This window comes from Vibrio penaeicida (assembly GCF_019977755.1).
Classification (GTDB): Bacteria; Pseudomonadota; Gammaproteobacteria; order Enterobacterales; family Vibrionaceae; genus Vibrio; species Vibrio penaeicida.
The window spans coordinates 1,579,896-1,593,881 of record NZ_AP025144.1; the positions used below are offsets into that span (position 1 = coordinate 1,579,896).

Below are 13,986 nucleotides of genomic sequence, written 5' to 3' on the forward strand. Positions count from 1 at the left end.
CTTTGGTATAGATAAGGAGAACACCTATGATATTCACAACTACTGAGACCATCCCAGGTAAAAAAATTGAATCTGTTGTTGGTGTGGTGACTGGTAATGTTGTCCAGTCCAAGCATATTGGCCGTGACATTATGGCAGGCTTAAAAGGGATCGTTGGCGGAGAGTTAAAAGGGTATACAGAAATGTTGTCTGAATCTTGTGATACGGCGATCGAAAGGCTTGTCCAGCAGGCAAGAGAATTGAATGCAGACGCCATTGTGGGCATTCGCTTTACCACCAGTTCCATTATGGACGGTTCGTCAGAAATCTTGGTTTTCGGCACTGCCGTTAAAATCAAACAGGATTGAATTTTATTTTTATGGAGTATGAGTAACGTTCAACTCAAACTATGAACAGAGCTCGATTCTAAATATTGTAAAGCCAGCTTGAGGTTAAACCTTAAGCTGGCTTTTTTGTTGGGTATATTAGGGTCTGTTGACCTTTCGTGGTTAAATTTTGTTCGAGTTCTATGCCTTTTAATCGCGGCGCGAGGTATGACGCCTAGTCATTCTAAGCAAATACCTTGCAACAAAGAGTAAAAGGCATAGAAGCGAACCCTTCGGGCAGCATTTGTGGCTTATTTCTACTGCGTTATCGCTCATTGATGTAGAGCGACTACACCGAATGAGCGCTGCCTTGTACAAATCACCCACAAATTGCTGCAAAAATCATCTCGAAAGGTCAACAGACCCTAGTTATTAATTGCTTATGAGTGTTAGCCCACTTGGCAATGCATCACCGAATACGCGCTTGGACTCGCTCTCAGAGAGTTCTTTTACTTCCTCTACAAGTGAAATCCAAGACTCTGGAACTTTGCTTTGCTTTAGTTTGCTGCGAACTTGCTCTCGGTAATCGTCTGACACATCAAACAGTCGGTCGCCTGTTTTACGGCACATCATAACAACGGCAAAGGCAATCATTTGCTCTTTCTGCCAATTCAGTTCAAGTAGTTTAGGTAACCATTGCTCAATTTGTTCTCGTGGAATGGCGTTATGCTGACTGCCGTACAACGGTGTACGAGATGCCAACCTGCCCAGAGCCCACCAATGCGCTTGCTCGAATTGGTTATGATTCATCGCCTTACTCAAGTACCAAGTCGCCAGCAATACCTTGTCTTCAACATCTAGGTTTTCGAGCGATGCAGAAAGCCTAACCATGGATTCATACCCCATATCCTGAGCGGCTTTTGCCGATTGCGGGTTTTTCATCGCTCCGGGGTGAAGGTATTTAGCGATATCCGCCAAGATGGTTTCTTGTTGTTCTTGGTTTAAGCCGCCAGCCACTCGACGCCAAAATACCCACCAGTCTGTCCAGCCTTGGTGGTTTTTGAATTGAATACTTTGTTGATACAGGCCCCATATTTGTTCGATGCGCCAAGAGTCGGTAGGGTCACCAAATCCAGGTCTCATACTAAACCCTGCTAGGCGTAGCCAGTTTTTCTCATGTTGTTCAGAGCGACGTCGGCGTTTCCGACCCTGAGAAAAAGCATCGAAAAGCTGGCGAAGTGTGGCGAAATCCCATTCTTCACGTTTGCCTAATTTTCTCTCAAGATCTTTTGGTAGTGTTTTTATTTCCTTGCCTTCAGCACTCTTTTTATTGCCACTGTAAATTCGGCTGATTAGCGTTTTGCATTCGTCGAGATTTGGATGGAAGCTGCTGTTCTCCTGATCGTCCGTTTGTTGGTTTCGTACTTCAAACTCGAGCTCCCAGCGCTTGCTGCCGTTTTCAGTGCTGTCGTCTTCTGTGCTAACGCATTCCATCTTAAGCGTTCCGACTTCCGTCAGCTGACATGCCAGTTGGACTTCAACTCTTTCTTTTTGATTCGCTTGTAGCGTTGCTCCTTCGCTTTCTAACGTTGAGATGTAAGGAGGTAGAGGTGCAAAAATGTCAGGGTCGACATCCACCATCATCCCATTTTGTATCGAAGCATTGCTACCCGAAGTCGTGTTGCCAAACGAATCGTGAGTTGAGGTGAGTAGGTTAAATTTGACGGGCTCGCCCAGTGTCAGCGAGAACCGTCGACCACTTAACCGAATCTCGTGACCTTCTTCAGTTCCTTTTGCCAGTAAGCATAAGGCTTTACCCATCTTGTTCTTTTCAGGTAAATGAAGAAAGTAGGAGCGAGCAGCACCACCACCAATTTTAAGCTGTGCGCCTCGTCTTGCTTTGCCAAATGCAACGGCTCCTAATGCTACAGACCAATCTGGATGTGGGTTATCCAGCACCGTGATAGGCGTTCCTTTCCAATTTCCTAAAAGCTGAGTGATACGCTCGGTAACGAGTTCACTATTGAACACACCACCATTCAGAAGCAAACCAACGGGAATCGCTGGTTTTTCGGTTCCTTCGCCGTTTTCGAGGTTTTGGCTGCTTTCGAGGTCTTGGTTACTTTCGAGGTTTAGCTGGTTGGCTCTATTTAGCGCCGCATAAGATACTTGCTGGTGCTGGGTAAGAAACTCGGCGATGTGTTTGCTGACAGCAGGATCGGCGACATAAGGCAGGCCAAACTCAACAACGGCACTTCGCCTTTTATCAGGCACCTCTTCAAATCCGGAAAGCGGAAAAAAGCCATCAAGCGCTATTTGATGAACTTCTTGCTTGGAAAGCTGCACACTCTTGGTTCCGCCAAGCAGTTTGGATCCGCTGCCAAGCATGGTTATTTTAACTTCTTCTGGTGCGTTTGCTGATAGTAGGTTCTCTTTCGCCTTACGAGTTTGTTGGATTAGCTTGGTAAGGTTCGCTGCATTGAGCTTTTTGGATTGGCTAAACCGTTGTTCGGCAAGATGCGCTAACGCTAAATCGAGGTTATCGCCTCCAAGCATTAAGTGTTCACCAACACCGATGCGATCCAAAGCAAGCTCATCGGAATCAAATTTCGCTTCTATCAAACTCAAATCCGTTGTACCACCACCGACATCACACACCAGAATCAGTGGTAAGGTTTTGAGCTCGTCGGATGCGGTGTGCTGGTGGCGAGCATACCAGTCGTAGCAGACGGCTTGCGGCTCTTCTAGCAGCACTATTTTGCCTAACCCCGCCTGTTCAGCGGCTTCCAGCGTTAACTTACGAGCCGTTTCATCGAACGATGCAGGAACAGTGACAACAACATCTTGATCTTCGAGTTTATTACTAGGGTGTCGGTAGTTCCAAGATTGGCGAATGTGGTTTAAGTAACTTGCACTGGCCGTAACCGGGGAGACTTTTTCGACGTCTGCCGCACCAGCCCAAGGTAGGATCTCGGAGCGACGATCGACCGCTTGATGAGATAGCCAACTTTTCGCACTCGACACTTGTCTCCCTTCCACTTTCGCTCCGAGCTCTCTTGCCCATTCACCCACAATTACATTGTCGATGTCACCTTCAGTGCGCACCGATTCCCATGGGAGAATAAGATCGGAGGGAGATATTTGCCCGTCGGCTGGGTGATATCGAAAAGAAGGAAGAAGAGGTTTACGGACGACTTCACCAGGACCGATTAACTGGTCGATATCGAAAAGCGTCACATTGGATTGTTCTAGATTGTCGGTAATTTCACAGAATGCTACGACGGTATTGGTCGTACCTAAATCGATTCCGACTAGAAAACGAGGAGATGTCATATAACAAAACCTTCTGTTAATTTTAATGAGTCAACAGACCTGAGAAAACGGCACCCATTGGATGCCGTTTTGTTGTTTCTTATTGATTCGATGGGCTTGTGGACGTTCCGTCTTCACGTACATCGAACTCAACATGCCACTTCTGAGCGTTATCTGCTGCGATGGCTTCGAGATATAAGGTGCCCAATTCCGTCACTCTGGACGCCAAAGTGACGGGAACCACTTCGCCTTCTCGTCTGCCGTCCGACACAGGAAGTGTTACTTGAATTTCTGGTAGCTCATCCAATTCTTCTGGTGCCCAGTAATCCAGATGCGTTCCAGCTTGATCTTCGCGGCGAACGGTTGAACCAAAGAATTGGAAATGAACTGGCTGACCGATGACCAAACCAAACTCTTGGCTTGGTACTTGAACACTGGAACCTTCTTCCATACCGAACGGAGCAACACACAACGCTTCCATTGGTGGTGCCATACCTGGAATCGCAGGCATTGCGCTTTCGATACCAACATAATAAGACGACGCGATACCACCGCGGATACGAACGCCTTGACCACGACGCACTGCGCCATAGTATGAGGCACCACTCGCAACCGCCAAGTCAAGATCGACACCAGTTAAGCGTTTGGCGTATTCAGAATCTGCTTCAATCAGCCATTCGTTAATGGTTTCTTCCAAGCGCTCGGCGAGAAGAGGGGATTTAAGCACGCCACCATTGAACAAAATAACCGATGGCTTAATAAAGTCGGCTGCTTGCTCAGCGTTTCCAGCATCTGGCATACCGGGCATGTTTGCGAAAGGGTTAAAATCTTGAGCAGCGGGTTGCTCAGACGAAGCATCGGTTTGTAGAGCGTTAGCTTGCTTAGAAAGAAACGCGGCAATATGGCGAGTGATGCCCGCATCCTGTGCGTATGGCAAACCCATCTGCGTTAATGCACCGCGAGTTTTCTGAACCGGATGTTCCGTTACCGCCACTTTCGGGAAAAATCCATCAACCAGAGTTTGCTGTACTTCTTGTTGAGTCAGTTCCGTTTTTAGTGTCGCGCCCAGCAATTTTGAGCCGCGGCTTGGTACAACAATCGGTACCGATTGTAATTCAGCGTCGTTCAGCAGCGCTTCTTTCGCATCACGGCAAGCGTGAGTCATGGCTTGTACTTGCCAAGGTTGAAGTTCTTTTCCTTCTTGCGCCAGCTTCATTTTCAAGCGGTACGCAAGTGCCAAGTCCATGTTGTCGCCACCCAGCAAAATATGCTCACCAACGGCGATACGGTTGAGAGATAAGTTGCCGTCTTCTTGTGTTACTTCAACCAATGAAAGGTCTGTTGTACCACCACCAATATCAACCACTAGAACAATGTCACCCACACTGACTTCGTCACGCCATGCATCGTTACTGTTATCTATCCAGTTATAGAGCGCCGCTTGGGGTTCTTCTAAAAGCGTAAGATGAGCAAAACCGACATTACGAGCCGCTTCTGCTGTGAGGTCTCGCGCTGCCGGATCGAAAGAAGCCGGTATGGTGATGGTCACATCTTGCTGAGCTAAAGGTTGGTTTGGGTTCGCGTGATCCCAAGCTTCCTTAAGGTGTTCAAGATACAGTTCGGTAGCGCGAAGAGGCGATACTTTTGCCACTTCTTCAGGGCTGCCTGCAGGTAGGAACGCTTCTCTGCGGTTTACCCCGCCATGGCAAAGCCATGACTTAGCACTCGCAATTAAGCGGATGGGGGTTTTCGACCCGAGGTTACGTGCAATAGCACCCACAAGCGCTGTTGGCTCTGACGACCAAGGAAGCACGCGTGATGCGGGGTTCATTTCATGATCGTGAGGTTGGTATAAAAATGAGCCGAGCTGGCTGCGATTTTCAACCGTGCCAGGCGCAGTTAATTGCGGAATGTCCAACACATGAACACGAGCATCTTCATCCGTAATATCGACATAAGACAACACGCAGTGCGTTGTCCCTAAATCGATTCCAACACTGAAAGTGGGGGATGTTTGATTCGAAGGTGAATGATGGTTGTCCATTACAGCTCCACCTCAGCTGGGGCGATAACCGTAGCATCATAGTTTTCTGCCAATTTAGGCAAATTCATTGATTCTGCTTTCCAACCTTTGTGTACCAAAGTGCCGTTAAACGGAGCGTTACCCGTTACGTTACCGGTTAGGCGTACTTGCTGTGGGTTGAACCCTTCTTCAATGGTGATGCGTGTTTCTTCATCTTCATTGCGTATGTGCGTCAGTGAAACATATTCGTTCAGTACTTTTTGGCCACCGGTGTGGATAACACGAGCTGCCGCGCCAACTTCTTCATCGGAGAAAGAAGTCAGGTCTTCTTGAAGGAAGTCTATCAAGCGCGCTTCTTGTTGCATGATAGAAAGTAACTGCATGGCAGAATCGGTCGACGCGGTGGCGAGTTTCGATTCCACTTCAACCACTTTCTCTATGACTTTCTCAACTTCTACAACTTTTTCTACTTCGACGATTTTCTCGACAGGTTTTTCAACTTCAACGATTTTTTCTACAGGTTTCTCGATCACTTTTTCGATGACTTGCGATCTTCTTCCTACTGCGATTAAAAGTAATAAAACACTGGATGCTGCGAGACCGGTATGCAGCATGTCGAAAGTTTGGGGAACTAAATTGATGTCAAAGTTCATATTGGAATTCTCTGTATAAGCAATAGGCATTCAGGTAATGATAGCGTGTGGTTCATTAGAGACCAGAATACCGAGATATAGCGGAAAAATTGGGGCGAACTGTAACATATTCAAGGGTGCTGGAAGGAAGAAAAAGGGTGAAAAAGCACGAAAAAAAGCGTGCTTGTTGAATTTTTGCGCTATGCAATACTTTGTTACATATCAAAGTGAGTGCTTCTGAGTTAAAAATATTATTGGAACTTCATTCTGTATATGTGTGTGGTACGATATTCAACCGTATCCAGTTTGCTTCGAGCCTTATTAGGTAACGTGTTATCTTGCAGGAAAATGCTTTTTTGCACATAAAGTGTTCTTTTGCAGATAAAATGCTCTTCTAAAGACAAAGCGTTCTTCTGCAGATAATGCTCTTGTGCAAATAAAGAACCGGGCGATAATTGTCCATGGAGATTTTATGCCGCTAAATAACCAGAGACACAATCAACCCAAAGGCAGTTTCTTACCTTGGTTAACGTTTGGTGTTATCGCTTTTGTGACTCTGTTGTTTGTTTATTTAGCCGCATTAAGCCAGCAAAACCATACGTTTCGGTTGTTTGATAATCTCGCCGAGCGGCAAAGCCAAATGCTTAAAGTTCTGGTTGAGAAAGACATTGATTTTATTGGCGCTGCTGCGAATTTTTTCCATTCTGTTGAATCCGAGGATTGGGGGCAATTCCCCGTTTTTGCAGAAGAAATAATTAAAGATTCTTCCAGTTTGATTGGGCTGCAGTGGATGCCAAGAGTAAAGGAAGAGAATCTAGCTGATCACCTCAACCATCTTCGTAAACTTAACCCCGATGTAAAGCTTCATACCGTTCCTAAAGACCAACCAAAAACATTCGGTTTTATACTACCGAAAGGAGAGGATGCATACATTGTCTCTGACATCTACCCGAGAAGTGAACAAAACAAAAAGCTGATTGGCTTCTATTCGTCTCGGGAACGTTTTCGAGTCATATTGAAAGACATTGTAAAAACCGGTGATTCCAACATCTCAGATAAGATTCGATTACTGCAAGATGGCGAGGACAAAACGTTGCCTAAAACGGGAATGCTGGCTTACCACCCTGTATTTTCGCATGAAGACCAAAGTTTACTTGGTGTGATGGTGGGCGTAGTCAGAACCACCCGTTATTTTGAAGATTTGATGCTTAGAACCGCAGCAGAACAAGAGCTCGTGATTCAAGTGAAAGACATTGGGTTCGATGCTGATGACGACCCCATTTTATTTGAAAGTGCAGGATGGGCGGAAACCGAAGGGCTCAAAATTCGAAAGACGATTCGCTTACAAAATCGCGAATGGATATTGAAGTTCAGGCTGATGTCGCCGATGACCGCAAACGATAAATGGACATTAGCCAGTATTGCGTTGTGCGGCTTAGTTGTCGCGTCTTTGGCGGCATTTGTTGTGAACCTAATCTCACGAGAAAAGTACCGCTTAGCACAAAAAGTTGAAGAGCAAACAAGCGAGTTACGATATTTGGTGGACCACGATACCTTAACGGGCGTATACAACCGAAGAGCGTTTAACCAGATGTTTGCTACGGTGATGGAGAAGAACGCTCCGTTTTCCTTAGTCGGCTTTGATATCGACAAATTTAAAGTTATCAATGACAAATATGGCCACGCTGCGGGCGATGCGGCACTCATGCATGTGTCGACCATTATTTCGGAAGAACTCAATGATGGCGACTTCTTTGCTCGGGTTGGGGGCGATGAGTTTTGTATTCTAACGTACGATACCAATGAGGATATTCTTTCGGCGTATGTGAGTCGATTGATTCGTCGTGTTTCGTGTTCTCCCGTCAAGTTTGGTCGCTTGAGTATCGATATTACCCTAAGTGCAGGTGCTAAACCTAGAGCGGGTGAATCGAGCGAGGAGCTAATGAGAACCGTTGATGCTCTGATGTATTCAAGTAAGCAAGCGGGCAGGAATTGCGTTTCTGTCGGGAATTGTGCGTGAGTTGTTATTTACATGTCGCCAAGTTTTATAGAGCTATGCCTTCTATAGCTTAAATTACATTAAGCCACATGGAGCTGTGTCGCATAGAGCGTAAAGCAAGTATGGAGCCTAGAATTTATAGGTGACTTGGGTATACAATGCCGCCTCGAATATATCTCCCTCAAAAATCTCCTAACGAAAGGTAAAAAATGAACCACAATCGCGTTGTTTGCTTCGATTTGGAAATGTGCTGCTGGAACAAAGATGGCGTCGGTACGACGGGTGAAATCATTGAAATAGGGTTAGCAGAAATCGATTTACACAAAGGTGAAGTGGTGAAAAGAGCACAGTATTATGTGAAACCCGAACATGATGAAGTGTCTCTTTTTTGCAGTGAGCTTACAGGCATTACTCCTCGTAAGATCGAAAAGCAGGGGCGTCCACTGGCTGAGGTGATTCAGTCCATGATCAAGAACTTTGGTGGCGCGAATAAGATTTATGCTTCGTGGGGAAGAGATGACCTAATTCTTATGTCGGAATGCAAGGAAAAGGGGATTGACCTGCCTTTTAAAGAGTTTTTAAATCTCGCGACAATTTATCGAATTCAATATCGCTTAAAAGATAAGCGTATTGGTCATAAGGCAGCCCAAGAAGCACGCGGTATCGAATGGGAAGGTAGGCAGCATTCAGGCTTTGTTGATGCCTACAATTTAGCGAAGTTGGCATTGGTTATGCTCTAGGGTCGACGGACCCTAGCAATTGAACCGAATAAAAAGGCACGGCTTCGTGCCTTTTTTCGTATTGAGTGAAGCGGTGCTGCTTTTAATTACGGCATCCTAAATTTTATTACTGCATAGCAATCGCGGGTGTTCTGTATCTCCCATAAAGGATAAGCGCTAAAGCTGGAATGTTCATCAATAGACCGTACATCAAGGGTACAGTCGCTAAAGCGGGCGATTGCAGTAACGCCAAAGCAATGAACATTCCTGTTCCAGCATTTTGAACGCTGGTTTCTATCATAAGCGTAAGTTGGTTCTTTTCTTCTAACTGCGCTTTGATTGAAACGAAGTAAGAGACGATCATTGCTATAAAGCTCAAACTCAAGCAGATAGCGGCTACCAGCCAGCCTGAATCGAACAATTTATCCCAGTTCACAGCCGTCAGCGCTGCTACCATTGTTAAAAATAAGAGAGTGGACGCCTTGCGAATCCCTTTTTCGTAACGCTGAGCCCAGTTAGGGCATTTTGCTTTTAGCACCATAGCCAGCGCTACAGGGATAACGGTAACCACGATGAGCTGCATTAGCGTTTTTACAATAGGCAGAGCAAGCGCCGTTCCTTGCCCGTCATTTAACAGCGACAGTTGGAAGGAAAGTGTAATAGGCAATATAAAAGGCGTAAGAAGGCTGACTATCGCTGTCATGCTAATGGATAATGCGCCATTTCCACCTGCGATATGAGAGATAATGTTAGACGTAGCGCCGCCAGGGCATGCCGCCAAAATGATCAATCCACTCGCGACAATTAGAGGCACAGCTGTAAATAAACCAAACAACCCCAATAGTGCCCACGCCAACAAAGGCAATATTATCAATTGAAGGCATACACCTATTCCAAAGGCTTTGGGGTGCTTGATGACACGGGTGAAATCTTTGATGGTCAAACTGATACCCATCGCAAACATCATCAATGCTAAACAAATTGGCAATGCGACTTGCGAAACCCACTGTGCTAAATCCATATCTTCTCTCTATTCGGTTAGCTATTGAAAGCAATCAATTCAGGTTCACTTGCTCATAGTTTACGAGCATTTTGTTTTAACTTTCATGAATATCATGGCGTTTTGAGAGCAATATTCCTTATACCGTATTTTAAATACTCCCAGTTTGTATTCCAGCTTATCTATGAAGCCCTAAATAGGGATATATGGGTATAAATAAAAAAATCGAAAATTTTTTCACCCCATTTTTTATCTCGTCCGTTTATAACTTTCATCCAAACACGATTAGTCAAAACAAAGGTTAATCAAATAACGAATAGGACGAACATTATGAAACTCACTAAGAGCTGTATTGCTGTAATAATTGCTTTGGGTTTAGTCACTGCATGCACCGAAAATGCAGGTACGACCCAACAACTAGGTACTTCAAATCAAGCAAACCAAACAGATGAGGTGGCTAGAAATCACAAGACTCCCGAAGAAGATAAAGTGGTAAGTGAGGCGGCAATTGCCGACGCTAGTGCTCCTCAATATGAAATCGCGCAAGAGCATTCGGTCTCTTTTGTTGCTCCAAGTACTCGCATGACGAAATCTATGATTGCTCACCCTATGCCTAGCATTGAGCCTTCTCCATTTATTGGTAATAGAGACAACTACCTAGATACCCCAAGTAATGGGGTCAAACAAGTGGCTGCTGCACCTCTTTCGACTTTCTCTATCGACGTGGATACAGGTAGCTACGCGAACGTAAGAAGCTATATCAATATGGGGCAAAAGCCGCCCTCTGATGCAATCCGGGAAGAGGCTTTTATCAACTACTTTGACTACCAATACAACACGCCAAAAAGTAAAAGCCAGCCTTTCTCTCTTCAATCTGAAGTTGCTCCTTCTCCCTGGCATGCAGAACGTCACCTGCTCCGGATTGCCCTAAAAGGCTATGACATTCCTAATTCTGAACGTAAGGCTTCGAATCTAGTTTTCTTAGTGGATGTATCTGGCTCTATGGGAGAACCCAACAAATTGCCTTTATTGGTACAGAGCTTGTCTTTACTAGTTAAAGAGTTAGGTAGCAATGACAGAGTTAGCCTTGTGACTTACGCTGGTCATTCCTCTGTTGTGCTAGAACCTACAAAAGGGGACAGCAATCAAGCGATTTTAGCGGCGCTGAAGCAACTTCAAGCTGGTGGAGGAACCTACGGTGAAAGCGGTATTAAACTGGCTTATCAGCAAGCCCAAAAAGGGTTTATTAAAGGTGGGGTAAATCGAGTGATTTTGGCCACCGACGGCGACTTTAATGTCGGTGTGAGTAATATCAATGACCTTAAAACGATCATTAAAGATGAGAAAGAAAAAGGCATATCTTTAACCACGCTTGGGTTTGGGCGCGGTAACTATAATGACGGTTTAATGGAGCAACTGGCCAATATAGGGGATGGTAACCATGCGTATATCGATACCTTACATGAAGCTAAAAAAGTGCTGTTAAGACAGATGAGTGGTACTTTGCAAAGCATCGCACACGATGTGAAAATTCAGGTGGAGTTTAACCCTAATAACGTGAAAGAGTATCGATTGATTGGGTATCAAAACCGAATGTTAAAGGATGAAGACTTTAACAACGATGCAGTTGATGCAGGCGAAATCGGAGCAGGGTATTCGGTTACCGCGTTGTATGAACTGACACTGAAGAACAGTAAGGGGCAAATTGACGACTTGCGATATCAGAAGGACGAACCTGTACAAGCCGTGAAGGCTCACCGTGACGAATTGGTTCAGATAAAAGTTCGATATAAATTACCTCAAGAGAATGAAAGCGCGTTGGTGCAACAAGTGGTTTTGAAAGAGAGCGTTCGTTCTGCTTTTTCTCAAGCGAGCTCAGATTTCCAGTTTGCTACCGCTGTTGCGGCTTTTGCACAAAAACTGAAGGATAATAACTACCTAAATAACGTTAAGTATGATGATATTGCAGGCATTGCTCGCGCTAATCGAGGTGACGACCCACACAATTATCGTGGGGAATTTGTCAAACTCGTAGAGATGGCACAAAGTCTCTGAAAGGAATAATTTGATAGTGTGTTAACGCATTTCATTACGTGGATAGCAGGGATAGATGCAAGACAAAACGGATGAACAGTTGATGGTGATGTTCAGCAACGGTGATCAACCCGCCTTTGCTGTGCTTTATGCTCGCCATAAAGACCCCTTATATCGATATTTTAAGCGTCAGCTAAAACTTGAGCAGCAGGCTATGGCTGAAGAGCTGTTTCAAGAAGTCTGGTTTAAAGTGATCGATGCTCACGGGAGTTACAAGCCAACAGCGAAGTTCACAACTTGGCTCTATCAAATCGCCCATAATTTGATGGTCGATGTTTATAGAAAGCGTCTTTCTGAAAAGGATTACCTTGCACAGCTAGATGAGATCAATACCGAGCATATGGACGAAAATGCACTTGCGATACGAAGTAAAAATGCCATTAGAACTTGCATGGACGGGCTTGCCCCACTTCAGCTAGAAGCGTTTATGTTAAAGCACGAATCCGGTTTTTCTCTGAAGCAGATCTGTGACATTGTCGCGTCTAAACCTGAGACCATCAAAACTCGCCTTCGTTATGCGATGGAAAATTTAAGAGAGTGCCTAACACGTAAATTGGGAGGTAGACAATGACGCCACCATTAAACGATGAAGAGGTCGTCAAAATGTACAAAGAAAGTGCAACTGAAGCGCCCTCTAAAGAAACAGATGACGCCATTTTGGAGTACGCAAAGGCAAGCCGAACAGTTGATGTAAAGCCGCATTATGTAGTCAACTGGAAGCCCATATTTGGCCTTGCTGCGACTATCGTATTCGTTACGCTATTAACCCCGTGGGATTGGGTCGAAGAGCCAAATCTTATTCACGAAGAAATGCAGCTAGAGTCGATTTCTCCTGAGAGCTTCGACGATTCTATGGAAGCACAAACCGATGCGATACCGACATTTTCAAGCCCGGCTCCCGCAGCTTCTCAGATGAAAGAGCACAAAAACGTGAAAAGCCATGAAAGAATGATGACGGATATTCCTGAATTAGAGGCGCAATTGAATCCATTTGCTCAAATCGAGACGCTTGTTCTTGAAGGTAAGAAAGAAGAAGCGACAGAAATGCTGAAAAGGCTTGTGGAGGAAAACCCAGCCCTGGAAGAAACTCTGCCAGATCACTTAGCTGAGTTATTACAAAGTGAGTAGAAACGCACGTGCATTCTTTACATGTGTACTTATACAGGTTGATACTTTTTTGAACAATCTGGTTTTAGAATGAAGAAATACATCTTTCGCGAGTGTGAATAAGTAAAACTACACCTTTGTATTTGATACTTATGGGTTTTGTTTTTACGAGTAGGATTGTTATATGGAATACAGCTGGTAGGATATACGGATAGTATCTGTATAATAAGCTGTTATGATGCAACAGGATTTCTTCTATTAGTCAATGGTTGTATAAGTATCTTAAGCACAGTGTGCAGGTTTAAGTTTAGCTATGATTGAAATGCAGTTTGTTAGATTACATCTGATTGAAAAAGGAATACCTAACGATTTGGTTACTCCTTCTCCGTTTATATGGTCAAAATATTTAAACCCGAAAGGGAAACCGTTCTTATTTCAGTCCTTAACACAAGTCATGCTGCATGGTCTAAGATTTGGATTATTATGCGGTAGTCTAATGTGGTTAATTGGCGCTGATTCCAACTATGAGCTTGCAATCAAAGCGAGCGTTTTAGGCTTAGGTATGGGGCTGGTAAATTGGGTTAGAATCACTCGTACAAAGAGAAAGCTCGATATCGTAAGTTGGGAGAAGTGGTGTAGTGAAAACTACGGAGCAGCACCATAACAAACAATTCAAACAGACCAAAAACGTGTGGCACTTTTAGTTTGCGGTGAGTTTGGTGTTTAGGATGGTTTGCGGAAACGGCATTTGTACGTTTTTGGCAGTTTAATTGGGCGTTAGGAATACACTGAAAA

At 44.7% G+C, this 13,986-nt stretch carries 10 protein-coding genes and 2 pseudogenes; 7 read left to right on the forward strand and 5 right to left on the reverse strand.

Translation table 11 applies throughout. The features are described from left to right. The first annotated feature begins 26 nt into the window (after positions 1-26). Positions 27-347 (forward strand): heavy metal-binding domain-containing protein, encoded by a 321-nt coding sequence (locus tag LDO37_RS07345; RefSeq protein WP_126610018.1) that lies wholly within the window; start codon positions 27-29, stop codon positions 345-347. 390 nt (positions 348-737) lie between these two features. Here the strand turns inward: LDO37_RS07345 and LDO37_RS30325 are convergent. The 4 genes and pseudogenes from LDO37_RS30325 to LDO37_RS07360 all read right to left on the reverse strand — a co-directional run. Next, positions 738-2,372, reverse strand: a pseudogene (locus LDO37_RS30325) (Hsp70 family protein); the annotation flags it as partial. 80 nt (positions 2,373-2,452) lie between these two features. Continuing rightward, a pseudogene (locus LDO37_RS30330) lies at positions 2,453-3,638 on the reverse strand (Hsp70 family protein); the annotation flags it as partial. A gap of 79 nt (positions 3,639-3,717) precedes the next feature. Next, entirely contained in the window at positions 3,718-5,661 is a 1,944-nt protein-coding gene (locus LDO37_RS07355) for an Hsp70 family protein (protein ID WP_126610016.1), read from the reverse strand. Continuing rightward, on the reverse strand, positions 5,661-6,293 hold the full coding sequence (locus LDO37_RS07360; RefSeq protein ID WP_126610015.1) for a DUF2760 domain-containing protein: 633 nt from the start codon (positions 6,291-6,293) through the stop codon (positions 5,661-5,663). Before LDO37_RS07360 ends, LDO37_RS07355 begins: the two co-directional genes overlap by 1 nt. Before the next feature lie 451 nt (positions 6,294-6,744). Between LDO37_RS07360 and LDO37_RS07365 the strand changes: the two genes are divergently transcribed. Both LDO37_RS07365 and LDO37_RS07370 read left to right on the forward strand, forming a co-directional pair. After that, entirely contained in the window at positions 6,745-8,292 is a 1,548-nt protein-coding gene (locus LDO37_RS07365) for a sensor domain-containing diguanylate cyclase (RefSeq protein ID WP_126610014.1), read from the forward strand. A 188-nt stretch (positions 8,293-8,480) separates the two neighbouring features. Beyond that, entirely contained in the window at positions 8,481-9,011 is a 531-nt protein-coding gene (locus LDO37_RS07370) for a 3'-5' exonuclease (protein ID WP_126610013.1), read from the forward strand. A 106-nt stretch (positions 9,012-9,117) separates the two neighbouring features. Here LDO37_RS07370 and LDO37_RS07375 read toward each other — a convergent pair whose 3' ends face one another. Continuing rightward, the gene (locus tag LDO37_RS07375; protein WP_126610012.1) at positions 9,118-10,011 is read right to left on the reverse strand and encodes a bile acid:sodium symporter family protein; all 894 of its coding nucleotides are present in this window, start codon (positions 10,009-10,011) and stop codon (positions 9,118-9,120) included. Between the two features lie 309 nt (positions 10,012-10,320). On the opposite strand from LDO37_RS07375, the gene LDO37_RS07380 reads away from it, so the two are divergent. From LDO37_RS07380 to LDO37_RS07395, 4 genes are all read left to right on the forward strand, one after another. Next, complete coding sequence (locus LDO37_RS07380) at positions 10,321-12,045, forward strand: vWA domain-containing protein (protein ID WP_126610011.1); 1,725 nt, start codon at positions 10,321-10,323, stop codon at positions 12,043-12,045. A gap of 55 nt (positions 12,046-12,100) precedes the next feature. Beyond that, complete coding sequence (locus LDO37_RS07385; protein ID WP_126610010.1) at positions 12,101-12,655, forward strand: sigma-70 family RNA polymerase sigma factor; 555 nt, start codon at positions 12,101-12,103, stop codon at positions 12,653-12,655. Then, entirely contained in the window at positions 12,652-13,212 is a 561-nt protein-coding gene (locus LDO37_RS07390) for a hypothetical protein (RefSeq protein WP_126610009.1), read from the forward strand. The genes LDO37_RS07385 and LDO37_RS07390 overlap by 4 nt, the downstream gene beginning before the upstream one ends. 292 nt (positions 13,213-13,504) lie before the next feature. Further along, on the forward strand, positions 13,505-13,855 hold the full coding sequence (locus LDO37_RS07395) for a DUF6404 family protein (protein ID WP_126610008.1): 351 nt from the start codon (positions 13,505-13,507) through the stop codon (positions 13,853-13,855). Positions 13,856-13,986: the final 131 nt, after the last annotated feature.

Coding starts and splice junctions, on each gene's coding strand:
- LDO37_RS07345 (WP_126610018.1), top strand. CDS start 27: ATGATATTCACAACTACTGAGACCATCCCAGGTAAAAAAATTGAATCT.
- LDO37_RS07355 (WP_126610016.1), bottom strand. CDS start 5,661: ATGGACAACCATCATTCACCTTCGAATCAAACATCCCCCACTTTCAGT.
- LDO37_RS07360 (WP_126610015.1), bottom strand. CDS start 6,293: ATGAACTTTGACATCAATTTAGTTCCCCAAACTTTCGACATGCTGCAT.
- LDO37_RS07365 (WP_126610014.1), top strand. CDS start 6,745: ATGCCGCTAAATAACCAGAGACACAATCAACCCAAAGGCAGTTTCTTA.
- LDO37_RS07370 (WP_126610013.1), top strand. CDS start 8,481: ATGAACCACAATCGCGTTGTTTGCTTCGATTTGGAAATGTGCTGCTGG.
- LDO37_RS07375 (WP_126610012.1), bottom strand. CDS start 10,011: ATGGATTTAGCACAGTGGGTTTCGCAAGTCGCATTGCCAATTTGTTTA.
- LDO37_RS07380 (WP_126610011.1), top strand. CDS start 10,321: ATGAAACTCACTAAGAGCTGTATTGCTGTAATAATTGCTTTGGGTTTA.
- LDO37_RS07385 (WP_126610010.1), top strand. CDS start 12,101: ATGCAAGACAAAACGGATGAACAGTTGATGGTGATGTTCAGCAACGGT.
- LDO37_RS07390 (WP_126610009.1), top strand. CDS start 12,652: ATGACGCCACCATTAAACGATGAAGAGGTCGTCAAAATGTACAAAGAA.
- LDO37_RS07395 (WP_126610008.1), top strand. CDS start 13,505: ATGATTGAAATGCAGTTTGTTAGATTACATCTGATTGAAAAAGGAATA.